General features: G+C 69.7%; 15 protein-coding genes and 1 CRISPR repeat array. Of the genes, 1 reads left to right on the forward strand and 14 read right to left on the reverse strand.

Annotated features, from left to right (window positions below):
* The first annotated feature begins 53 nt into the window (after positions 1 to 53).
* On the forward strand, positions 54 to 581 hold the full coding sequence (locus ACFYR3_RS39790) for an SMI1/KNR4 family protein (protein WP_389286961.1): 528 nt from the start codon (positions 54 to 56) through the stop codon (positions 579 to 581).
* Positions 582 to 720: 139 nt separating this feature from the next.
* Here ACFYR3_RS39790 and ACFYR3_RS39795 read toward each other — a convergent pair whose 3' ends face one another.
* From ACFYR3_RS39795 to cas3, 14 genes are all read right to left on the reverse strand, one after another.
* Positions 721 to 1,788, reverse strand: coding sequence for an NlpC/P60 family protein (locus tag ACFYR3_RS39795; RefSeq protein ID WP_389286963.1), 1,068 nt, complete (start codon positions 1,786 to 1,788; stop codon positions 721 to 723).
* 83 nt (positions 1,789 to 1,871) lie between these two features.
* Positions 1,872 to 4,655, reverse strand: coding sequence for a hypothetical protein (locus ACFYR3_RS39800; protein ID WP_389286965.1), 2,784 nt, complete (start codon positions 4,653 to 4,655; stop codon positions 1,872 to 1,874).
* A gap of 357 nt (positions 4,656 to 5,012) precedes the next feature.
* Positions 5,013 to 7,697 carry an ATP-binding protein gene (locus ACFYR3_RS39805; RefSeq protein WP_389286967.1) on the reverse strand — a complete coding sequence of 895 codons (2,685 nt, stop codon included), beginning with the start codon at positions 7,695 to 7,697 and terminating at the stop codon, positions 5,013 to 5,015.
* Positions 7,694 to 8,272 carry a hypothetical protein gene (locus ACFYR3_RS39810; RefSeq protein ID WP_389286969.1) on the reverse strand — a complete coding sequence of 193 codons (579 nt, stop codon included), beginning with the start codon at positions 8,270 to 8,272 and terminating at the stop codon, positions 7,694 to 7,696. The genes ACFYR3_RS39805 and ACFYR3_RS39810 overlap by 4 nt, the downstream gene beginning before the upstream one ends.
* Entirely contained in the window at positions 8,269 to 8,610 is a 342-nt protein-coding gene (locus ACFYR3_RS39815; protein ID WP_389286971.1) for a hypothetical protein, read from the reverse strand. The genes ACFYR3_RS39810 and ACFYR3_RS39815 overlap by 4 nt, the downstream gene beginning before the upstream one ends.
* Positions 8,607 to 9,548, reverse strand: a complete 942-nt coding sequence (locus ACFYR3_RS39820) for a conjugal transfer protein (protein ID WP_389286973.1) — start codon at positions 9,546 to 9,548, stop codon at positions 8,607 to 8,609. Before ACFYR3_RS39820 ends, ACFYR3_RS39815 begins: the two co-directional genes overlap by 4 nt.
* Before the next feature lie 671 nt (positions 9,549 to 10,219).
* A CRISPR array of direct repeats spans positions 10,220 to 11,285; the repeat unit is 29 nt; unit sequence CTGCTCCCCGCCCGCGCGGGGATGGTCCC.
* A 32-nt stretch (positions 11,286 to 11,317) separates the two neighbouring features.
* A complete protein-coding gene (cas2e, locus tag ACFYR3_RS39825) occupies positions 11,318 to 11,683 on the reverse strand; it encodes a type I-E CRISPR-associated endoribonuclease Cas2e (RefSeq protein WP_389286975.1) in 366 nt (121 codons plus the stop codon).
* Positions 11,680 to 12,648 (reverse strand): type I-E CRISPR-associated endonuclease Cas1e, encoded by a 969-nt coding sequence (cas1e, locus tag ACFYR3_RS39830; RefSeq protein WP_389286977.1) that lies wholly within the window; start codon positions 12,646 to 12,648, stop codon positions 11,680 to 11,682. The genes cas2e and cas1e overlap by 4 nt, the downstream gene beginning before the upstream one ends.
* A complete protein-coding gene (gene cas6e, locus ACFYR3_RS39835) occupies positions 12,645 to 13,436 on the reverse strand; it encodes a type I-E CRISPR-associated protein Cas6/Cse3/CasE (protein WP_389286979.1) in 792 nt (263 codons plus the stop codon). The genes cas1e and cas6e overlap by 4 nt, the downstream gene beginning before the upstream one ends.
* Positions 13,436 to 14,185, reverse strand: a complete 750-nt coding sequence (cas5e, locus tag ACFYR3_RS39840; RefSeq protein ID WP_389286981.1) for a type I-E CRISPR-associated protein Cas5/CasD — start codon at positions 14,183 to 14,185, stop codon at positions 13,436 to 13,438. Before cas5e ends, cas6e begins: the two co-directional genes overlap by 1 nt.
* Positions 14,182 to 15,375 (reverse strand): type I-E CRISPR-associated protein Cas7/Cse4/CasC, encoded by a 1,194-nt coding sequence (cas7e, locus tag ACFYR3_RS39845; protein ID WP_389286983.1) that lies wholly within the window; start codon positions 15,373 to 15,375, stop codon positions 14,182 to 14,184. Before cas7e ends, cas5e begins: the two co-directional genes overlap by 4 nt.
* On the reverse strand, positions 15,372 to 16,058 hold the full coding sequence (gene casB, locus ACFYR3_RS39850) for a type I-E CRISPR-associated protein Cse2/CasB (protein ID WP_389286985.1): 687 nt from the start codon (positions 16,056 to 16,058) through the stop codon (positions 15,372 to 15,374). The genes cas7e and casB overlap by 4 nt, the downstream gene beginning before the upstream one ends.
* A complete protein-coding gene (gene casA, locus ACFYR3_RS39855; protein ID WP_389287001.1) occupies positions 16,055 to 17,773 on the reverse strand; it encodes a type I-E CRISPR-associated protein Cse1/CasA in 1,719 nt (572 codons plus the stop codon). The genes casB and casA overlap by 4 nt, the downstream gene beginning before the upstream one ends.
* A 22-nt stretch (positions 17,774 to 17,795) precedes the next feature.
* Positions 17,796 to 20,612, reverse strand: a complete 2,817-nt coding sequence (gene cas3 / locus ACFYR3_RS39860) for a CRISPR-associated helicase Cas3' (protein WP_389286987.1) — start codon at positions 20,610 to 20,612, stop codon at positions 17,796 to 17,798.
* Positions 20,613 to 21,296: the final 684 nt, after the last annotated feature.

Raw genomic sequence — 21,296 nt, forward strand, 5'->3', positions numbered from 1 at the left:
GTGACACCGGGCGCCCGCCAACGGCTGTCAGTGGCGGCAATTAGCCTGTCGGCGTGCCATCTACCGATGATCGACAGATTCCCGCCGCGCTCGCCGCCGCCCTTGCCCTTCCCTTCGAATACAACGACGGCGACGGGGTCGACTTCGAGCCCTTCCCGGCCTTCTTGACCGGCGAGGACACCACCGACTGGTTCCGGGCCTGGACCGGCAACTCGGAACTCAGCGGCGACGCCTTCCGCGTATTCGGCATGGACGGCTCGGGCGGCTACGCAGCTTTCTGGCTGATACGCCCTGACCAGCCGCTCGCCGACCAGCCCGTCGTGTTTCTCGGTTCCGAGGGTGAGACGGGTGTCGTGGCCCGCAGCCTTGGCGACTTTCTGTGGCTGCTCGCGGGCGGCTTCGGCCCCTGGGAGGCTGCCACCGACTACGAGCCGGACTGGACTGCGCAGCCCAATGAGGCGTTCACTGCTGTGGCGAAGCGCTTTGCCCCGGAACGAGAACAGCGGGCCGCAGCGGTGATCGAGCAGGCAGCCCAGGAGTTCCCGGACTTCGACGACTCGATCATGGAACTCTGCCGCTGAGCGAGCCTGGACCTTGAACTCCGCCGGCGACCGCGATCCGGCACGGACCGCAACCGTCAGGGAAGCCGGTCGACTGACATGGTGGCGACACCTCACGTGGACACCGCCATCTTCAGCCGGAAACTACACGGGGAGGGGGTCACAGCAATCGTGCCCCTCCCGCATACCCGGGCATTGCATCGACCGCGTCCAGGCGGACTACGGTCCCCGGCCGGGCGGCGTTGACCATCTGCCCGCCGCCCAGGTAGATCCCGACGTGATAGATCGTCGCGTCGCGGCCGGGAGCGTCGGCATAGAAGACGAGATCACCGGGCAGGAGCGCGCCGGCGCCGAGACCGGCCGGGATACGCCGCCCGAGGGCAGCCTGCGTGGCTGCGGTGCGCGGCAGCCGCAGTCCGGCCTGGGCGTAGGCGAACACGGTCAGCCCCGAGCAGTCGAAGCCCTTGATACCCGCGCCGCTCTTGCCGCTCGGCGAGCAGCACACCCCGTACGACGCCCCCTGCGCGTTGCCGCCGCCCCACGCGTAGGGAACACCGCGCTGGGAGAGCGCCGCCTCGATCACCTGGCGGGCCTTCCCCGACACCTTCGTCAGATCCGGGTCCTTGGCGGCCGCCGTGTACTGATCGATCCAGCCCAGCACGTTCGCGACGTACGCACTCGAGTGGTTGTACTGCCAGAGGGCCGCCTCGAGCTGCGAACGCTGCGCCAGGTCACGGCCGTTACCGCACAGACAGAGGGCCGCGCCCAGGGCAGCGTCGTCGGCGTTGTGCGGATCGGCCGTCCCGTCGCCGTTCGCGTCCTTCCCGATGTGCTCCCAGGTGGAGGGCAGGAACTGGAACGGCCCGACAGCCCGCTCCCCGCCGGCGGTGCCGTCCCACCGTCCGCCGTCGCTGTCCGGGACCACGGTGGTGTTCCCACCGGCCCCGGAGCCGTTGAGAAGCACCCCGTAGATCTTCGGGCGGATGTCGCCGTTGCCCGCCACGTTGCGGCCGATGGCATGGTTCGACTCGACCTTGGCGATCCCGGCCAGGACCGGCCAGCGCATCCCCCGGCAGCCGGGCCTGTACTTTCCGACCTGCTGGACAGCCCGTTTGTAGGCGCTCAGCATCCGGGCGGGAATGTCCGCAGCGCTGCCGCCCACAGCGATCCCGCCCTCGTCCTGAAGCCCGGTCCGCAGCGCCACATACGCGCTGATCGCGTTCGACACCGGAGCCGCGCAACACACGCCAGTGAACCCCAGCAACACCACCACGCATCCCCATCGCCCCAGACGACGCCGCGACGGCCGCCTCACCCGCCCTCACCGTCCTCGGCCCGCCACCGCGCCCGCATCTCACGCAGCCGATCAGCCTGACGCCCGGGCTCCGCCTCAGGCGCGTTGTGCCGCATCAGCTCCCGCATCCGGGCACGCGCCTCATCCCGCGGCGTGCTGCGCGTACTTCCCGCGCCGGAGGCACCCGGGTCCGCGCCCGCCGTGGCCGGTGCGGGGCGCGCCGAAGACGCGGCGCTGCCGCCCGCGCGACGGTTCGGGGCATTCGGCGTGCTTGCCGGCCTGCTGCTGCCCCCGGCCGAAGACGCCTGCGCGCCCGGCCGGGCGGTGGCCGGTCCGGGACGGCCGGAAACTGCCGGGCGCGCAGGCGGGGCCGGTGTGGCTGCGGCCGGCAGGCGGCGGCCGGTGAAGGGGCCTGGGCCTCCGCTGTCGCTGTTCTCCCGCACGGCACGGGCCACATGACGCCCCGTCTCTGCCCAGGCCTGGCCGTCCTCGCGGACGGTGTTGCCCCACACCCGCACCTGCTGGCGCGCATCCTGCGCATACCGCGATCCGCCCGAGCGCGCCCGGCCGGCATTCGCCGGCAGGCCGGCCGTCGCCCCATACGCGACACGTCCGCCCCGGTGCAGGATGCGATATCCGCGAAAGCGCACCAGCCGGTTGTGCGCCCGCGTGGAGAGCAGCGTGCGGTCGGCACTCTGGTCGTGCAGCACCCGCCCCGAGCGCCGGTCCACAATCAGACCGTCCTCATCGCGGTAGCGGTCAGGGGGCCCGCCCGGCCGCTGCGGCCCCGCACCGCCCGGACCACCACCCGGTCCGCCAGACGCTGTCCCCGGCGGACTGCCGGCCTGGGGGTCGCCGTCGGCGGTGGGCTTGCGCCACTTGGCCAGCTGCTCCCGGTCCGGGCGGCGGCCGATCAGCAGCCAGTGCCCGCCCCTCACCCCCAGCCGTACTCCCAGCCCGCCCACGGCGGCCGCCGCGGTGAGCGGGGCAAGCCCGCGCCGTGCCTCGGCCGTCGCATCGGCCAGCATCCCTCCGGTGTCGACGGGCATGCCCGCGCCGTCGGTGAGGGAGGTGAGGGCGCCCATCAGACGCTGGCGGGTCCCCAGCAGCCCGAACCGGCCGCCACCCCCGCCGCCGGTGAAAGTCCGCAGGCCCCCGCCGTAACCGCCGAACACGGCGGGGGAGTTCATGGCCAGCGCGGCACCGAGTTCGCTGGTGTCGCCGGGCAGGTGGGTGCCGCCGACCTTGGCGTAGCGCATCCGCATCGCCATGCGCCGGCCGAACGAGGTGACACCCGACAGAAGGCGGCGATGTCCGGCAGCACCGGCGATGGCCAGCACGTCGATCAAGAGGATCCGCTCGACCATCAGGTCGGGCCCGTTGGTGACGGTGGCATCGACAGCGATGCCGAAGAACGGCACGAACGCGCAGATCGCGACCACGGCCAGGACGGAGATGCCCCACAGCGACAGCCACTTCCACACGCTCTGCCGTGCGGGCCCGGGCAGCATGCCCGCGATGAAGGTGACGGCGCCGGCGGCCGCAGCGGCTGCGCAGACGCCCTGAGTACCCAGCAGCACGATCGCCGACGAGAGCAGCATGCCGCAGATGAACAGGGCGGCGACCAGCAGCAGGGCGGCGCCGCCGACTCGCCACCAGGTGGGCTTTTCGGCGTAAGCGGCACAGGACTTGCCGACGGCGCCGGACCTCTTCATGTCCTGCAGGAAGCTGTAGAACTCGCGGTCCTCGTCGGTGACGATCGCGCTGGAGGCGTCCAGGAGCTGGCCGCCGGGAGTGAACGCCGGCAGGCCTTCGTTCCGGTCGTCCGCTTTCTGGGTGCCTTCGGTGTAGCCGCTTTCGCAGTACTTCTTGGCCGGACCGTGGATCTTCCTGCAGGCGCTCCTTCCCTCGTCGGTGACGTGCGCGCCGACCTTGTACCCTCCGGTGATCCACTTCAGGTGGACGGCGTAGGCCTTACGGTCGGCGGGCTTCGCGGGATCAAGGATGCGCCCGTACTGCAGCAGCATGTACGGCTTGACGATCAGCGCGTTCGTGATCGAGTCCTGCAGGGGCCGGGCCACCTCCGCCGCGGATACGGGCCCCTCACCCTCGAGCCGCAGGCACCTGATCTCGGCGTTGCCGGCCAGATCGTCGCACGGGTCTGTGCTGGCCAGCTTGCCGCCCCAGTCGTAGGAATTCACGGACTCCTGCGCCACCTGGGCGGCCACCTGTTGGGACTGCCCCAGTGGCCCGTCCTGGGCCAGCAGAGTGTCGGGGCGCACGAACGCCGAGGCGGCGAACGCCCCGATCAACAAGGTCAGGAAGATCTCGCCGAGACCACGGCCCACCCGGCCACGCACGATCATGAAACCGGCGAACACAAACGCCCACGCCAGCAGCAGACCCTTCAGCCCGAGCGAGTCAACGACCACCCCGGTGTAGGTGTCGGCGACCTTCTGCGCCGGATGGACCAGGATCTTCAGCAGAGGGAAGCGGAAAGCAACCTCGACGGCCCATCCCGCCAGGCCGACGAGCAGCCGGATCAAGGTGAACAGCCCGGACAGCGCGAACGCGAGCGCCTGGGTCTTGAAGGCGACGATGGATCCGCCCTCGGCGTTCAGGTCGTATCCGTCGATCGGCACGCCCTCAGAGGACGCGATGTTCAAAGGGGCGAGCAGGTCGCCGCTCCCACTGGTACTGCCGGCCGCGTACACGACCTGGCTGTTGACCATGACGAACACAGCGGTGAGCAGCAAGACAAAGCCGGCCGAGCGCAGCGTTCCGCGGTCTGGACGGAGCATCTCAAGCCCGTCCCTGTCGCGTAGGCGTGCAGCGTCGCCAGATCACGAGTGCCCCGATCGCGGTCGCGGCGGGCAGGAGCCTCCATGCGGCGGCGTCACCGTCGGCCGGGGCGGATCCGGCACCGGTGGAGAGCCGGCCGCGCCGGCAGTACACCTTGGCCGGACCGGGTATTCGACCGCACGTGTCTGCGGGCGTAGGGGTGGCGTCGGTGGCGAAGGCCCGGCCGGTGCGCGGCCACCAGCTCTCCGGCAGACTCGCCCCGCACGCCAGGACGAGCACACCAACAGCGACAGTGAGCGCCGTGAGAGCCCTTGCGGCTGCGGCGAGGCGCCGCGAGCGGCCCCCACAAGACGTGATCATCTGACGTGCTCCTCCGGACGGGGATCCAGGGCCTCACCGGGTACAGGCACGGTGGGCGGGGCAGCGCCCGGGCGACGTCCTGGAGTGGTGGTGATGGAGGCGCTGATCCGCTCGATCCGAGGGATGACGACCTTGATGCGGCCGGTGTTCTGCCGCGGGCCGGTCAGCAGGAATTCGCCCTCCCTGCCCCTGCGCCCGACAGGGGACAAGCCGGTGGTCACCAGCCGCAGCATTTCGCCGTCGTCGGGATCGAGCCCGACGAACTCCAGGCCGCGCCGCGCACGCTCGCGATCGGCCGTGCGGGCGAGCGCCCGGTAGGCCATCAATCCGCGGTCGGGGCCGAGTTCGGCGGCGTCGTGCGAGCCCGCCAAGAGCCCGGCACCGTGCTTGCGGCCGTCGTGGAGGATCTCGTGGACCAGAGCGGTGCCCTCGGCCGAGGAGGTCAGCCAGTACAGCTCGTCCAGGACCACGGCGGTGAACCGCTCCGGATCCTCGAACGCGGTCTGCCGGGCGATCGCCGCGATCAGATAGAGCACCGCACGGCCGATCAACGCCTCCAGCGGCTGCTGGCGCAGGACTTCGGGCTTGTCGAACGCGGCCATAGGCGGAAGCGTCAGCCCTGCCGTGGTGATGACGATCATGTCGGTAGTGCTGGAGGCGTCCAGCCGTACCGGCGCCAGCGTCGGATCGAACACCAACCGCGCCAAAGAGCTGTTGGCGACGACACGGATGAGGCCGGCGAGAGTTGAAGCCGCGTCCTTCCGCTGACCCGACTCGTTCGCGGCCATCTCCTCGAGGACCTCAAGGACGCGGTGCATCGACGGAACGCTGCCCGCGGCAGCCTGCCCGACGGCGTGGTGGAGGACCTCCCCACTGGTGCTCATCGGGCCGATGCCGAGCTGCAGGGTGAGATAGGACAAGGCGTAGTGGCGGGCTTCGGGCCCGTCGAACACGCGCAGCGGATCGATGGACACCTCGGCTTGGGCGGCGTCGATGATCTGGACGCGGCCTGCGGCTGCGGTGCGGGCGAACGCGGCCCACTCGCGGACCGGGGTGCGGTCGATGCAGATCGCGCAGCCGCCGCGCGCCCAGACCGCCTCCGCGATCAGTTTCTGCAGCACGCTCTTGCCCGCGCCGAGATCCCCGACGACGCCCATGGAAGCCGAGGCATCGACCTTGGGCGCGTCCGCCACGTTGATCATCACGGGGCGGGTCGTGCCGCTGTCCAGGTCGATGCCGAGGAACATGCCGGCCGGGTCGCCGACCTCCGAAACGGTGAAGGCACCGCTCAGCGCCCAGTCCTCGCTGACTTGGTGCTGGGTGAACTCCCGCACCACGCCTGGTCGTACAGCGCCGGGCAGGCCCAGGGTGAACAGGGCCTCCTGCAGGCCGGCCGGGCGCACTGCCCGGTAGTCGGCGCCGCCGAGCAGCGCGGTCAGGGCGCGGGCCCGGGCGTCGCAGACGGCAGCGGTCGGTCCCCACACGGTCAGTACGGTCACCGACTGCACCTCGACCTCCACGCTGGTGCGCGACAGACGGGCGTCGAGCTCGCCCAGGTCGCGAGCAGCCTCGGTGAGCGAGGCGGGCATGCCGGTCGGGCGGGCGTCGTACTGGTCGGCCTGGTCGATCAGTTCGGTCTTCTTGCGCCGCACCTGAGCGCGTGCCTTCTCCGCAGACACGAGGGTGAGGTCCACCGTGTAGTCGACGGGGAAGTCCAGGCTCTCCAGCTGGGCGAACAAATCCGCGGCATCCTGGCTCACAGCGGGCGGGCACTCGGCCAGCACCAGGTGTGTCTGGTAGCCGATTCCGCTGTCGGACTCGACCTGGAGCCAGCGCCGCCCCAGCGGCGAGCTCGTGTTCAGCCGCCACCAGGCTTTGCGGCCCGACCTGGTGATACGGCCCGCGCTCTTGAGCTCCTCGACGTCGTCCAGGCTGGGGTTGAGGCCGCCCTCTTGGAGGCGGGCCTGGCCGAGGTCGGCGTAGCTGGGGGAGCGCAGCACACCGTCACGGACCTGCCCGTCGTACAGATCAGAGGCTTCTGCCTCAGTCAGCAAAGGCTCCGCGAGACCGCGGTGCAGGGCGTGCTGGACCATCCACACGATCTCTGCCGGGCGGGCCGGACGGAAGACGACACCGCCGGTGAGCGCGGCCTCCACCCTGGACGCCTGCTCACGGCAGGCGCTCACCTCACGCCGTGCCACAGGGGCTGGCCGGACGCCCAGCAGCGGCGCGATCTCGGCCCACGCTGCGCCGAGCGACGCCGAGACCCGCACACCCGCGGTCTCGGTCTGCAGGGGCACGGCCAGCCACAGGGTGCGGCGATGCATCTCCTGGCCGTCCAGCAGATCCAAAGTGGCCTCGACGTTCTCCACCCACGGGTGCCGGCCCGCCCCGGGCGCCTGCTCGGCTGGCTCGATGCCCTCGATCATCCGCAGCGCGACCTCACCCGGGTCGACCTGCGCGCACAGACCGAACAGCCGCGCCCCGGGCAGCGACCGCACCAAGTGAGTGATCTTTGCCAGCTGCTCATCCCGGACAGCTGCAGGCACATAGGTGCCCTGGATGGTCTCCTCACGCTGTCCCTGGGCATCCGGGCCCGGATGCAGGCGGTAGAGGGCCCACACGCTGCCCTGCATCGACCACACCAGGTGCCCGGCGATGTGACGGATCGGAACCCTCACCGCACACCTCCTTGCTGGGCGAGCGCGACCAGCTGCTGCACGCCCGACACCGGCCCCGCCCGTACGACGGGAGCAGGCGGTTGCGGGCGGTGGCGCGCTGATGAGCGGTCGGCGGCCGGTTGGGGGAGTGGTGTCTGAAGGGCGTTGCGCCGAGCCGCTGAGTCCGAGGCCGCTATGGCGAGGTCGGGCGGGGGCGCATCCTCGATGGTGAATGCCCCGAGCAGCGGCCGCGGCGTACGGTCGCGGGCTGCTCGTCCGCCGATCCGCCCTCCCCGCGGCTGCCAGCCGAGCAGCACCCAGCCCACAGCAGCCTGCACCGGCGCCCGGCCGGCGATTCTCGGCTGGCGTACCGCCCAGATCGCCAGCACCCACGCGACTATCGGTACCGGCCCCATCCACGACCACCAGCTGATGCTCTTCACCAACAGGAAGCCGCCCCCGACCGCAACCGCGATCTGCGCAGGCGTGTAGGGGCCAAGCGGGATCCTCCAGTCGGCGACCTTGCCCAGCACCCAAGGGTGGCGTCGAGCAGCGGTGTAAAAGCGCCCCACTCGCCCCGCTGATCCGGCGCTCACAGCCGGCCCCCGCCGCCCGGCGAATCGCCACGGGACAAGAGGAGTTCGGACTGGACGATGCCAGGGACGGCGCCCGCGCTCTTCGACGGGTTCTTCACCTCGTCCTCGAACATGCTCGCGAGGCTGTCCCGCGAGTTGTACAGCCCGAGCGCGACGATCATCAAGAGCAGGGCACCGATACCAGCCTTGAGGCTGAACTTCTGGATCATGATCGTGACGACGAGACAGACGAGGCCGGCCTGCAGGCCCTTGGTAGCCCACTGCCTGAACATGTTGATCCACGAGTCACCGAGGTCGTTGAGCTGCCCGGCGATCAGCAAACTGTGCACCGTGGTCACCGGGCACCCCCGCCCTGAGCGGTGCCGGACTCAAGCGCGGCAACTTCCCAACGGCCCGAGCGGGCCTTGAGCGTGAGCTCGTACGCCAGCGGCCACCGACCTGCGGTGTCCCGGGCTTCCACCTGGGCGAGGACTCGCGCCTTCGCGCCGTCGGCTGGCACCTTCTCGTTGGCCGTAGTCGCCTCGGTGCCCGAGACCTCCTGAACGGTGACCGCGGTGTACGGGGCGGGGGAGATGGGCGACAGCTGCACCCCAGGCGCGAGATAGCGGTCCACCTCCCCGGCCCCGGTCAGATATGCCCCCAAGAACTCGTCGATGGCTGAGGCCAGATCACCCTCGGGCAACACACTCACCCGATACGGCGACCGGCTCACCGCCGCGTGCGCCGGGCCGGCCACGACACCGGGGGCGCCGGTCACGGCGAACGAGGCGCCGCTCACATCGGTGGTCACAGGGACGACGAAGTAGCGCGGCCGTCCACCCGCGTACTGCGCAGCCACCGTCACTGCCCACACACCGACACGGCGCCGAACGCTGCGCACCGCAGTCACCGACGCCGGTTCCGATTGCACACCGGCGATGCGGTCCGGCAGGTCGACACCAGGCGCGAGGGACTGCGCAAGCCGTGCCTGCGCAGTGCTCGCATTGTCGGCGCTGCTGCGCAGCCAGACGTCGACGAACAGCTGCGCATAGCCCGCAGGGTCGGCCCCGGTGGCCGCAGTGCGCACAGAGACCGAGGCCGTCTCATCCGATGGGGCGGCGGCAACGGTGGCCTGCCGGGACATCACTGCGACACCCAAGGCGACGGGACCGGCCGTGATCGCCGTGAACAGGATCAAGCGCGACACCCGCGCACGGCGCCTCATCTTCTCCAGCTCTACGCCTGCGGCCCTTGAAGGGGCACTGCCGCGCCGTAGTGCCTGCTTGCCAGGAGACATAGTCAAACTCCCAGGTCAGATCACGTACTTAATGACCTCGAGGAAACCCGCAGACCCCGACCCGACCGCCGACCAAGGGGCCCCGACCACGGACACGATGGAGATACAAAACCCATGGTTGGCCTCTTGGTTGGGCCGACCACAGACCCGATCAGGGACGTCACCCCGCTAGGAAGCGCTGGCTCCGGGACGGTCTAAACGCTCGCCTCCGGGACGCAGCCGGAGAGCCTGCCCGGCAGGTCGGGTGCGTGCCGCCTCTGGAAGGAAGCAGGGATGGTCCTGCTTTGTACGGCCGGGTTGAATGTGCAGCCTGAAGACCGACGGCTTCTCAACGTGCGCAGCGGCCTCATACATCAGCTGCGTTGGACCTGGATTGATGCGCAAGGACACACGCATTGAGGTGGTACTCGACGCTGCGCAACCCGTGATTGCACATTGCTTGCCGAGCACTTGGGACGCCCGCGGTCAGCTCAACCACGAGTCCGACCATGGCAGCCCGGCGCGCAGGCCGCTGAAGTATCACCGGCAGTAAGGCGCTACCTCATAGACTCGGTAATGGACGTAGATCTGCAGGCCAGACCACACGAGGAGATATTTTGCCCGATTTGCCGGGATCGGTGAAAGTCATTGGAAACGCTCTGTCAGCCCGGTAGCGTCGCAGGTCAGGCAGCCTGCTCCCCGCCCGCGCGGGGATGGTCCCGCCTGGGCGGCGATGCCGTGCTTCGTGTCCGACTGCTCCCCGCCCGCGCGGGGATGGTCCCGATCCGGTGAGCTCCATCGTGATCCCCCAAGCCTGCTCCCCGCCCGCGCGGGGATGGTCCCGTCTTCACCAACCTCGCCGTGAAGCAGCCCAACTGCTCCCCGCCCGCGCGGGGATGGTCCCCCCAACTCGCGGACCCCAGCGCGCCTCTGGCCCTGCTCCCCGCCCGCGCGGGGATGGTCCCACCGTGCACGCCACGATGCCGCGCCCCCGGCACTGCTCCCCGCCCGCGCGGGGATGGTCCCAGCCCGGACGTGGCGAGCACTTCGGCCGGGAGCTGCTCCCCGCCCGCGCGGGGATGGTCCCGCCAACACCAACAACGCGCTGCGGGTGGAGTCCTGCTCCCCGCCCGCGCGGGGATGGTCCCCGTCGGCCGCCTAGGAACTGGCGACTGTTCAACTGCTCCCCGCCCGCGCGGGGATGGTCCCTCCCCGAGGAGGCACCCGTGGCGCTCCGCCCCCTGCTCCCCGCCCGCGCGGGGATGGTCCCCCGAGCGTCTGCGTCTGCGGCCTCGGCCCCGACTGCTCCCCGCCCGCGCGGGGATGGTCCCCGGCCGCACCCAGGGAACTGATCGGCATCACGCTGCTCCCCGCCCGCGCGGGGATGGTCCCGGCATGTTCCTCGGCATCGACCTGGACAGCGGCTGCTCCCCGCCCGCGCGGGGATGGTCCCGAAGTCGACAACGACCTCGCCCTCGCCCTCGCCTGCTCCCCGCCCGCGCGGGGATGGTCCCGCGACGCCATCCCCGAGCCGGAGCCGGATGAGCTGCTCCCCGCCCGCGCGGGGATGGTCCCAGCCTGCGCTCCGCAAAGGTGATCGCCCACACCTGCTCCCCGCCCGCGCGGGGATGGTCCCATGCTCGCCAGGTCGTTGCGCGAGTTGTAAAGCTGCTCCCCGCGCCCGCGGGGATCGTCCCTACCCGACAGTCGGGGACCTGGCGCGCGAAGCCTGCTCCCTGCACACGGTCCCGGGGTACTGCCCGACCGCGATCCAGGCTACTGCTCGCTGATTATCGGCCTCCGCCGAAGCGTCGGCGCTTCGCGGCCCTGCTCCAGCCGGAGGGCGGCCCGCTTTCGGAAGCCGGGTCGGTGGCTCTTGTGGCGGGATCTGGCCGACGGATCAGGGTGACGCCTTCATGGTCTGTCGGGTGCCAACTGTGGTCGTGGGTACGGAAGGTGAAGCCCTGTTCGGAGTTGTTGGTGTGGGCGAGGAGGGCGCGGCCCTGGCCTGCGTACTGCTGGACTTCGTCCCAGAGCACGTCGCGGATCCGGGCTGAGGGGTTGCCTACGAACACGCCTGCGGAGATTTCCAGCAGCCAGCGGGTGAGGAAGCCGCGCAGTCCGGCGGGGCAGTTGGTGAGGACGATGACGGTCACCAGCTGACGTCCTCGTAGTCGTCCGGCCCGTCGTAGTTGACGCCGGAGGGGACTTCGTGGCCGCCGTCGCTCTGGAGGGTGACAACGTCCCGGTCGACGTTGGCGGTGGTGGATTCGGGTGCTCCTGAAAGGAGTAGGCGTTTGATGTCGTCGATGCAGCGGTTGAGGAGGGAGGACTCGTTGATGCGGTCTCGTAGGGCGCGGCGGGTTCGGGAGCCGATGTCCTCCTCTCCTTCTGCTGCTGTGTCGAATGCCAGTGGGATGCCGATCTCTGTCTTGTAGAGGTCGGCGATGTCCAGGACGAAGGAGAGTTCGTGGCCGGAGTGGACGAAGCCCAGTGCTGGGCTGCAGCCCAGTGAGGTGACGACGGCGTGTGCGATGCCGTACATGCACTGGGCTGAGGCGGTGATGGCCTGGTTGACGGCATCGGCGTCGGCGAAGTTCCCGGGAATGTAGCGGCGGCCTCTCCAGGGGACGCCGGTTCGGGCGGCTTCGGCGCGGTAGCAGTCCTTGACGCGGCGTCCCTCGCTGCCGAGGAGTTGTTGTCGGGTCAGGCTGGAGGGATCTTCGTCGGGGAAGCGCAGCCGGTACATGTCGCGGGCCACTGCGAGGCGGTTGCGTGGGTTGGCCCATTGCCGGGCCTGGGCTTCCATTAGCGTGGAGGAGCGGCTCAGGGCGCGGCCGGAGGCGTAGTAGCGCACCCCTCGCTCGCCGACCCAGCAGACGGCCGCTCCCGTCTCGCCCAGCACGCTCATGGCCTGGTGGGTGACGCGTGTTCCGGGTCCGAGCAGAAGGGTGCCGATGGTTGCGGAGGGGATGTGGGTCGTTCCTTCGGCGTCCTGTGCCGTGATGGCGTTGGCATCGCGGTGCACTGTGCAGCGTTCCAGGTAGATGAAGGAGAGGCGCTCGCCGGTGCGGGTGAGTTGCCGGGGTGTCAACGCCGCGCGTTGGGAGACCGTCGTCATGCAACGGCCCGGGAGTCCGTGGCGATGGGAGCAAGGGTGAGGAGGCCGCAGCCGTATGCTCTGGCCCGGCCGATGCCCTGGGTGAGGGAGCGGCGCAGGGCTTCGGGGTCGGTGATCTCCAGTTGGCCGTTGAAGGTGACCGTGAGGACGGTGACGGGTTTGCCGCCGCGTTTGCCGTCGGCTGCCCGGGATTTGTCGAAGGACAGAGGCCGTGTGTCGCTGACGGTCAGTGCGTAGCGGTCGCCGTGGTGGGATGCCCCGGCGTGGGTGGTGCCGTCGGGCAGGAGCCGCCTGCTGGTGGGCTTTTCGAGGATGCGGAAGCCGCAGCGTTCCTGGCGTCGTGGGTCGAGCAGCCAGCTCATTTGGTGGGTGGGTGTGACGTGGGCGGTGATCTTCGTGGGCTCGCCGTCCTTGCGGCGGATGGAGTGGACCGGATTCGCGGTGAGCCGGAACGCCCAGTGGTCGCCTGTGCTGAGACGGTCGAGGAACGGCTTGTAGGGGCGGGTGCGCCATCCGGGGTTCTCCGGGTCGGCTGCGGCGGGCCATCCGGCCTGTTCGACCAGGTGGGTCATGTCGGGTCGGTCGGGGCTGGCGACGTAGAGCATGAGCTCGGCGCGGGCCGGCTGGTCCAGGCGCCACAGCACGCGGGGAGTGTCGGGGGCCGGCGTATCGGTGGGCAGCAGGTTGGGGAACGAGGACATGACGGCGGCATGCAGGGCCTGCGGCGACGACAGGAGGCGGCGGGCTCCGGGGCGCGCGGTGTTGATGCGGAAGCGGGAGAGGAACATCAGGCGCCTTCTTCATCCAGGACATCGGTGAGGTCGTCGGCCAGGGCCTCGAAGGGGTCGTGCCGCCGGTCGTTGCCCGACGGGTCCAGAGGGCGGGGCACCTGCTCGGTGACGACGCTGCGCAGGGCGTGGCGCCGGTGTGCGGGGGAGAAGCTGAGCGGCTGGTCGCGAAGGGCGTCGGCGGGTGCCGGGTCGTCTGCTGTCTTTTCGCGGAGGACGGTCAGCTGCTGCGGCTGGTGGTGGCGTCTGCGGTACCAGGCAGATGCTTGCCAGGGGATGTCTCGCACGGTGTCCTCGAGGCGGGCGTCGTCGTGGAGGGCGAGGTCGACGGGACCGGAGGGTGGGCAGGAGCGGCGGCCGAGAAAGGGCGGGTAGACGGGGAAGCGTAGGGCGCTGTGCAGGCGGGTGAGCAGTGTGGGGTCGCCTTCGACGGCGGCGACGAAGACGGCGTCGGCGAGGTAGAAGCGCTCCGAGAGGGGCATCGACTTGCCGGTGACCGCGTGGTGCGCGGTGTGGAAGTCCCGTATGCGGGTGCCGGGTTGGTCGATGCGGACGCCGAACCGCAGGGCTGTCAGGGGGGCGAGGCCTTCGTCGTCGTCGCGTTCGATGCCGGCTGCGGCGGCGAGGAGGCCGATGACGCCGCTCTTGGTGGGAGCGGACTCGGTGGTGCGGCGGGTGAAACGGGAGGAGGCCCCCCAGGACTGCAGCGGGCCTGCCAGGCGCAGCACCAGCACGCTGGTACGGGTCATGCGGGCTGATCCAGGTGTTGGGCGACGGCTTGGCCGACGGCGGCAACGAGGTCGCGCAAGGTCTCGGACTCGGTGCCGAGATCGGCGAGTTTTTGGGTGTTCGGACCGACGCGCAGTACCCAGGTGAGCGTGGTTGCCTGGTCTCCGTAGGTGCGTTCGATGTCCGGCGCGTAGGTGGCGAGCCGGTCGCATGCTTCGCGGACGTGGCCGCCTTGGTCACCACGGATGGGGTCTTCGAAGGCGGCGACGAAGCTGACGGGCCGGGTGGTGCGGAGCTTGACGATGACGGCGTCGGGCAGGGTGTGGTGACCGAACGTGTTGATCTTGCCGGTGGGCAGTGAGGCGACGAAGCCGTGCACGAATGCCTCGATGGCCCGTCGTACAGGCTCGGTTCGGGGTTCGTCGTCCCGCAGGCCCTGGCCCAGGTTGGCGGCAAGCTGGTGCACGCCGAGGGCGGCGTAGCGGTAGAGGGTGGCGGAGTTGAATTCGACGGTGCCGATCATTCCGGCGCCGGTCTCCTCGTCGCTGTTTTCGTCGTCGACGGCCGTGAAGTAGTCGGATTCGTTCTCCACACGGTGGACGCCGATGGCGTGGGCGACCTGGACCGCGGCGTCGACGTTGATGTCGGCGGCGTCGGCGACCATCCGGCCGAAGAGCGAGATGTCCACGGAGTGGCGGGTGTCCGCGATTTCCCGGGCGCGGTCCTTGTTCTTCTTGTCTTTCAGGAACGCCGTGATGTCGGTGGCGCCGTCGAGTGCGAGGCCGGCCAGGCCGTCGAGTTGGCGGGCGCTGAGGAAGACCAGGTACTTGGCTTCAGGAGCGGGCGCTGCCGCTCCTTCCTTGGCCTGGTCCGCTTTCCGTTTGGGGATCTCGGTCTTCAGCCCGGTCGCTTTGATGGTCTCGTCGGCGAGCCGCAGCGCGTCGTCCCGCGTGAGGGCGGGGCTGCTTTCCTGGATCCGGTCGGCGAGGAGTTCCACGATCTTCTTCGTGCGTACGCCGAGTTCGCTGGGGTCCAGGAGGCGTTCGTCGGCGAAGTAGGTGCGAATGGCTCGCTTCCACGCCTGGCTGGAGACACGGGCGCGCGGTACTCCTCCATAGATCGCCGTCTTCGGCGCGCCGGTGTCGTCCCGGTTGAGGTTGCTGGGCGGGACGGTCTGCAGGGCGTGCACGTCCAAAAAGATGCGGTTCACGAGGCGTCCTTGGTGTCTGTGTCGAGGTCAGGATGCGAAGCGGCGGTCGTGGGGTTCTCGCCGGAATTGCGGGCGGGCCGCCAGCTGTGGAAGGAGCGGCCCCAGCTGCGGCGGACGCTCTCCGCGCCACCGGGCCACTGCCAGGCGTAGAGCTGGCCGGCGAGGAGGCCGTAGTCGAGCGGAATGTCCGAGCGGCGCAGCAGGACGACGATCTCGCGCAGCCGCTGGGCCAGGACGATCGGATCGGCTGCTGTTCCGGCACGCACCAGGCGTTTGAGGACGGGTTCGTCGATGCCGTTCGCCGGCATGAGGCGCCGAACGGCCGCCCCCAGCCCTCTGGGCTGGTCACGGGTGTGGGCGCGATGCATCGGTGTGCCGCGGGACTGCTGGTGCAGTGCCCACAGTGTGAGAGCGGTGTAGAGAGCATCTTCGGCGCGGGCGAGTTCCACATCGCTCAACGGACGCATTTCATGGCTGCCCCCGTGCAGGGGGCCGGTGTCGACCAGGCCCCACAGGTCAGGGATCTCGGCGGCGTTACGGCCCGCTCCCCGGCGCAGGCGGGCGAGCGCGGCCACGGCTGCGGGGCTGTCGCTGAGGTAACCCTGCTGCCAGGGCACGATCTGGGCAGCGGCGAGATCGGCGACGCGGGAGCGCACCGTGGGCGGGGCCGGGGCGGTGGTCATACGCGCACCTCAGTTTCGCAGGAGTCGGTGGTGGCCGAGCCGCCCGTGCCGTGCTGGGGGCCCGGCAGGACGGCAGACTCGTGAGAGGGACGTGGGTCGCCGTTGCCCGAACCGGTGTCGTCGGGATCCCCCAGCGCTCTGGCCAGGCGTCCGCGGAACCACGCGTCAGCCAGGCCTGCACTCAGCCACAGCGTGCCCTTCTTGTCGGTGACGGTCCTGCCCTGCCAGGCGGCGTCACCGGCGGCCTCGATCAGACGGTCGCCGAGCCGTGCGACCAACTGCCGCACACTGCGCTGCCACTCCTGACGCTGCGCGAACGGGTCACTGGCCTTGGCCATGGAAGCCAGCCAGCGCCGGTAGGGCTCTTCCAGCGCGTCGAAACCGGTTTGGCGGGCTGTCGCCTGTGGCCCTTCCTGCTCACTCCCGCCTGCGCGGGCCAGGTCGGCGGCGAGGTCCCCCAGGGCCCGCACCGCCCGGTCGGCATCCTCGGCCGCACCGATGGCCTGCCGGGCGTAGGAGCGGTCCTGGCGGTGCAGCAGGACCACGGGCATGGCGAGATGGTCATCGACGATGTCGTCGATCACGGACTGCTGCGTCCCGTATACCGCGCCGATCACCCTTGCCCGGACGAGATAGTTGCGCTGCAGCTGCCCGTCGGACACCAGACGGGCGATCCACTCGAGCACTCCCGGCCGCAGGTATGCGGCCGCTTCCTGACCCTGCGTCGTCTCCGCCCGGTCGGCGACAAGAGATTCAAGACCGCGCCAGGCCGCACGGGCCGGATCGTGCTCGCGGGGAAGATAGACCGGCGACTGGCCCAGCTTCTTCTCCTGAGCCTTGCTGCGCCGCCAAGAGGTCAGCGGTTCCCGCTGGTGCGTGTTACGGGAGGCGAGCGGGTCGCCGTAGCCGAGGACGACGCCGTGGACGCCCTCGCCGTCATGGTGCAGGCGCAGCCGGCGCGACTGCCAGGTGTAGAGGTCGCGCGGGCCGGTTGCGTTGTGCGGGGCGCTGCCCGGCCCACACGGTTCACGCCGCCAGGCGGGCCGGTCATCCCCGGCAATGTCGAGTTCTTCCGTGTCGGACGCTACGAGATTGAGCAGGAGGGTCTCCCGCAGCGTGTTGCCTTCCACGAAGATGCCGCCCAGCCCGCCGGCCCATCCGGTGCCCAGCGGATAGACCTTGCCACCCTTGACCCGGTCGTCGCCGACGACGCCCGTCTTGATGCCGGCGGTGTCGTAGGCATGCGCGTGGACGACCCAGCGGGCAGCCTCGGCGAAAGCAAGACGTTCCACACCAGGCATCCGGGCCGTGAAGAACGGCTCACCGTTGGGTACGTCCGCGACCATCCGGTTGAGGGGGAACACCTCGTCCTTCGCCGTCCGCAGTTCGGCCGTCTGGAAGAACGGGGTCTGCGGGTGAAGCAGGTCGAAGCGCCCCCGGTGCGCGTCCAGGTAGGCGGGGACGGGTGCGAAGCAGTCGGAATTGCTGCGCAGGTCGTCCCAGTGGTCGATGTCGCTCGGACCGTCGAAGACGTCGTGGGCGATGGCCAACAGCAGCCGCATCAGGGCGAACTCCTGAGTGGCCACGTCCCCGACGAGACGGCGCAGACTGCCCGCCTGGGCGAACACCTCCCGCAACGACAGCTCGCCCTGCGAGCCGTCGCATCGGAGTACCCCGATCCATGGTTTGTCGGTCAGATCGAACGAGGAGATCATGTTCTCGCCCAGTGCGGGAAGTTCAGTTGCGGTCACCGGTCACCTCCAGACCGTCAAGGGGGCTGTAGCGGAGGCAGAAGCCTGCCAGACGGGTCTGACAATTCTCATCGAGCGCGAGAATCAGCTGGTCGGAGAGCCAGGGGCTGTCCTTGCCCTGCCAGGCACGCAGATACAGTTGCTCCAGTTCCTCGATGGCCCGGTCCATGGTTTCGGCGTAGGAGAACTGCAGAGGCAGCCGCAGCCCGCAACTGGCCGCCGTACGGCCCGCGAACGGCGTCGGCGTCTGATCCTGCGGCAGCTCCAGACCCCCTCGCCGCCTGCCTCTACGGTCCGGCTCCAGCCACGGCAGGGTCGTGAGAGTCCCGTCAGCACGCCGCTGCACAACAACGACTTCCAGACTCTCTCGGCTGTCGCGGACCTGGGCACGTCCCGTCCGGCTGTCGTCGGCGTCGCCCACCCCCGCCGCCACCCAGCCGAAAAGCGGCCTTCCAGGACGCCCAACCTCACCGAGTCGGAACACGGCTGCCCGTTCGGCCTGGTCCGCCCGGTGCTCGTCAAATCGGCTACGGGCCTCTGCCAGTACCTCGGCCCAGTGCGCAGGCCCAACCGGCCCGATCCCGTACGCACTTTGCACCAACGGGCTGATGTCCGAGGGAAGTTGCACCGGACTTTGCGACCCGCCCTCAAGGTGAGGCAGCAGTACTGCAGCGGATCGAAGCAGAGCAAACCGTCCGTACACGGCGACCGAACCCCGCACAGGGGCGGGTACGTCGGCCGCCCAGTCCGCGCCGGTGAGCAGGCAGCGGGCCGTCCGCAACCGCTCGGGGCGCTCGCTCTGCCCCTGCCCGCGCAGATGACGGTGCAGGCGGCCCATCCGCTGCAGGAGCAGGTCCACCGGGCACAGATCACTCACCAGCAGGTCGAAGTCCACGTCCAAGGACTGTTCCGCTACCTGACTGGCCACCACGATGTGCCGATCCTTTGGCCGTTCAGTGTCTCTGCCTGGCGGCCCGAAACGCCGGAGCAGGTCACGGTCCTTCTGCGCCCTGTCGATGTCGACGAAACACGAGTGCGCGACGGTGACGGCGCCCTCCCCGAACCTGCCCTGCAGCACACGCGCGGTTTCCAGCACCCGCCTGACTGTGTTGCGGACCACCAAAACGCATCCGCCTCCAGCGAGCTCGTCCTCCAGACGATCGACGAGCATGTCCAAGTCGTCAGCTAGGGGCTCCACCTCGACCGTGGTGGACCGGCCCGATGCTTGCGGACAGCGCACCACAACGGCTCCGCCCGGGGCGACCGCGGTGAGCAGCGGATAGGCACCCGTCTCCGCATCGTCGTCCGCCTGCCCGACGGCAGGCTTGAGTTCACCGCCCGCGTACGCCTCCACCAGCTCACGGCGACGGCCGGCAGGCAGCGTCGCGGACAGGACCACCACCGGCACCCGGTACGCCCCCAGCCACGACAGGACCCGGTCGAGATACACGCTCATATACGTGTCGTAGGCGTGCGCCTCGTCGATGACGACGACCTTCCCGGCGACGGCCAGGTGACGAAGCGCCAGGTGCCGGCTCTTGAGCCCAGCGAACAGCAACTGGTCGATGGTGCCCGCCACGAACGAGGCCAGCATCGCCTTCTTCCGGCCCCGTAGCCACGCGTGCGCCACCAGCTCGGCACCCACACGCCGCCGCGCGTCCGCCCGCCGCCAGGAAGAGTCGGCCACCTCGTCCACATTGACGGCCGCGACCCTCCCCCCACGGGCCATCAGGTCCACGAAATCATCGTTCAGGGCCGCCTTGGAATGGGCCAGATGCACCGAGCGACGCGAATCCCGTACACCGGGCAGCCGCTCCAGCCAGCCGAGCAGCCGCGGAAACATAGCGTTTCCCGTGGCCATGGTGGGCAGCGCAAAGAACACCCCGCCGGCACCCGACCGCGCGGCGAAGACCTCGGCCACCGCCAGCGCCGCCTCGGTCTTGCCCTCTCCCATCGGCGCTTCGATGACCATCAGTCCAGGACGCTCCATATCCCGGGCAAGTTCAACGGCCGCCGCCTGAACGGGCCGCACCTGCGCATCCATGGGCAGGCCGAATCGGGCCGCGAACAATTCCTGTGCACTGGCGACCGGTTCCTCTGCCTGCCAGGGTTCCGGCAGGTCCAACCCCTGCCAGGCAGCGGCAAGCCGCTCCTCGTCGCTGCGGGACGCCCCGTCGGGAAAATACGGGAAGAGATCAGGATTGCTGGCAATCCAGTCACAGACGATGACCAGCGCCGTGAGCAACACCTGCACCGGCTGAGGCAGCCGCACCGTCCCCCAGTCTGCGAGCCTGTCGCTCACACCGAATTGGTCGGCGCAGACGTCGAGCAGCTCGGTCTGAACCGCGCGCCAAACCCGGCCGCTCGGCCCAGGAGTCCGCAGCAACTCCTCATGCTCGTACAGGGCCTTGATCTGCCCATGCGTAGGCGGCACCCCGTGGTGCCCGCCGACCGCCACCGTGAACTGTCCCGTCCGGCCGGCAGCCCACCCCAGCTGTTCCTCCAGCCACTCCGCCAACAGCACCTGCCCGGCCAGACCATGCGGAGCCAGCCGCCGATCCGGCCCCATCGCCTTGCTCGAGCGCATCTCCAAGCCCTGCTCACGCATCACGTCAGCCAACTGATCGACCTGGCAGGCGAAAGCAGGAGTGGCCTTACCGATGTCATGCACACCAGCGAGCCACACTGCAAGGGCCCGCGCGTCCGCGACACCTCCCGGCAACGCCTCGGCGATCAACGCCCGCACCCCAGAAGGCAACCACCGATCCCACATCAGGCCCGCAACAGCAGCGCTGTCTTCCATGTGCCGCCACAGCGGAAGCCAACCCTCAGCGTCGCGGTCATGCTTGGCCCACACCGACCGAGCCGGCCCCCCAAGCCGCGGCAGCATCCCACGCATACCCGTCTCCCTCGTGATCACGGGCAATACATACAGGCAAACCGCAACGTCACACACAAGATTCAAAAAACAGGCGACATCTCCGACACCGCACGCAAGGACCTCGTCCTTCAAGACCGCCCGGGGGTTTAAGATGCCCGACCGGCGTTGCCCAGCGGCGCCCGTCTCAAGCGAACAGCATCACGTGCACTATTGGCCTGAATCTCTGAAAGCCTCTGAAAACGAGCCTCCGCAACGGTGAAACGCCAGCTCATCCAACCGGCTCCCCGTATCTGTGGGGATGGTCCCGGCCGATCCGGGCCGCGACCGCCTGCCTCCGCCTACACAGACGCTCTCCCGTCGGTGAGTTGCGTATGGCAGCCGCTGAGTCTCATGCTCCTGACGTGGCAATCTCATCCGGCGCAAGCGTGAGGCTCCCGGCCGGTGCACTCGGAACCTCGGGCTCGTTTCCATCGCCTTCCGTGGAGCGTTGTGTCCGATTCGCCGGAACAGGTGTCAACGGCCACTGAGATGCCCAGGTGGGTGGCCGTTGGATGACCAGGCTGGTGGCCATCAGAAACCCAGGTGTGTGGCCAGTGGTGTTCCTGG

This window comes from Streptomyces sp. NPDC005784, from assembly GCF_042871525.1.
Classification (GTDB): domain Bacteria; phylum Actinomycetota; class Actinomycetes; order Streptomycetales; family Streptomycetaceae; genus Streptomyces.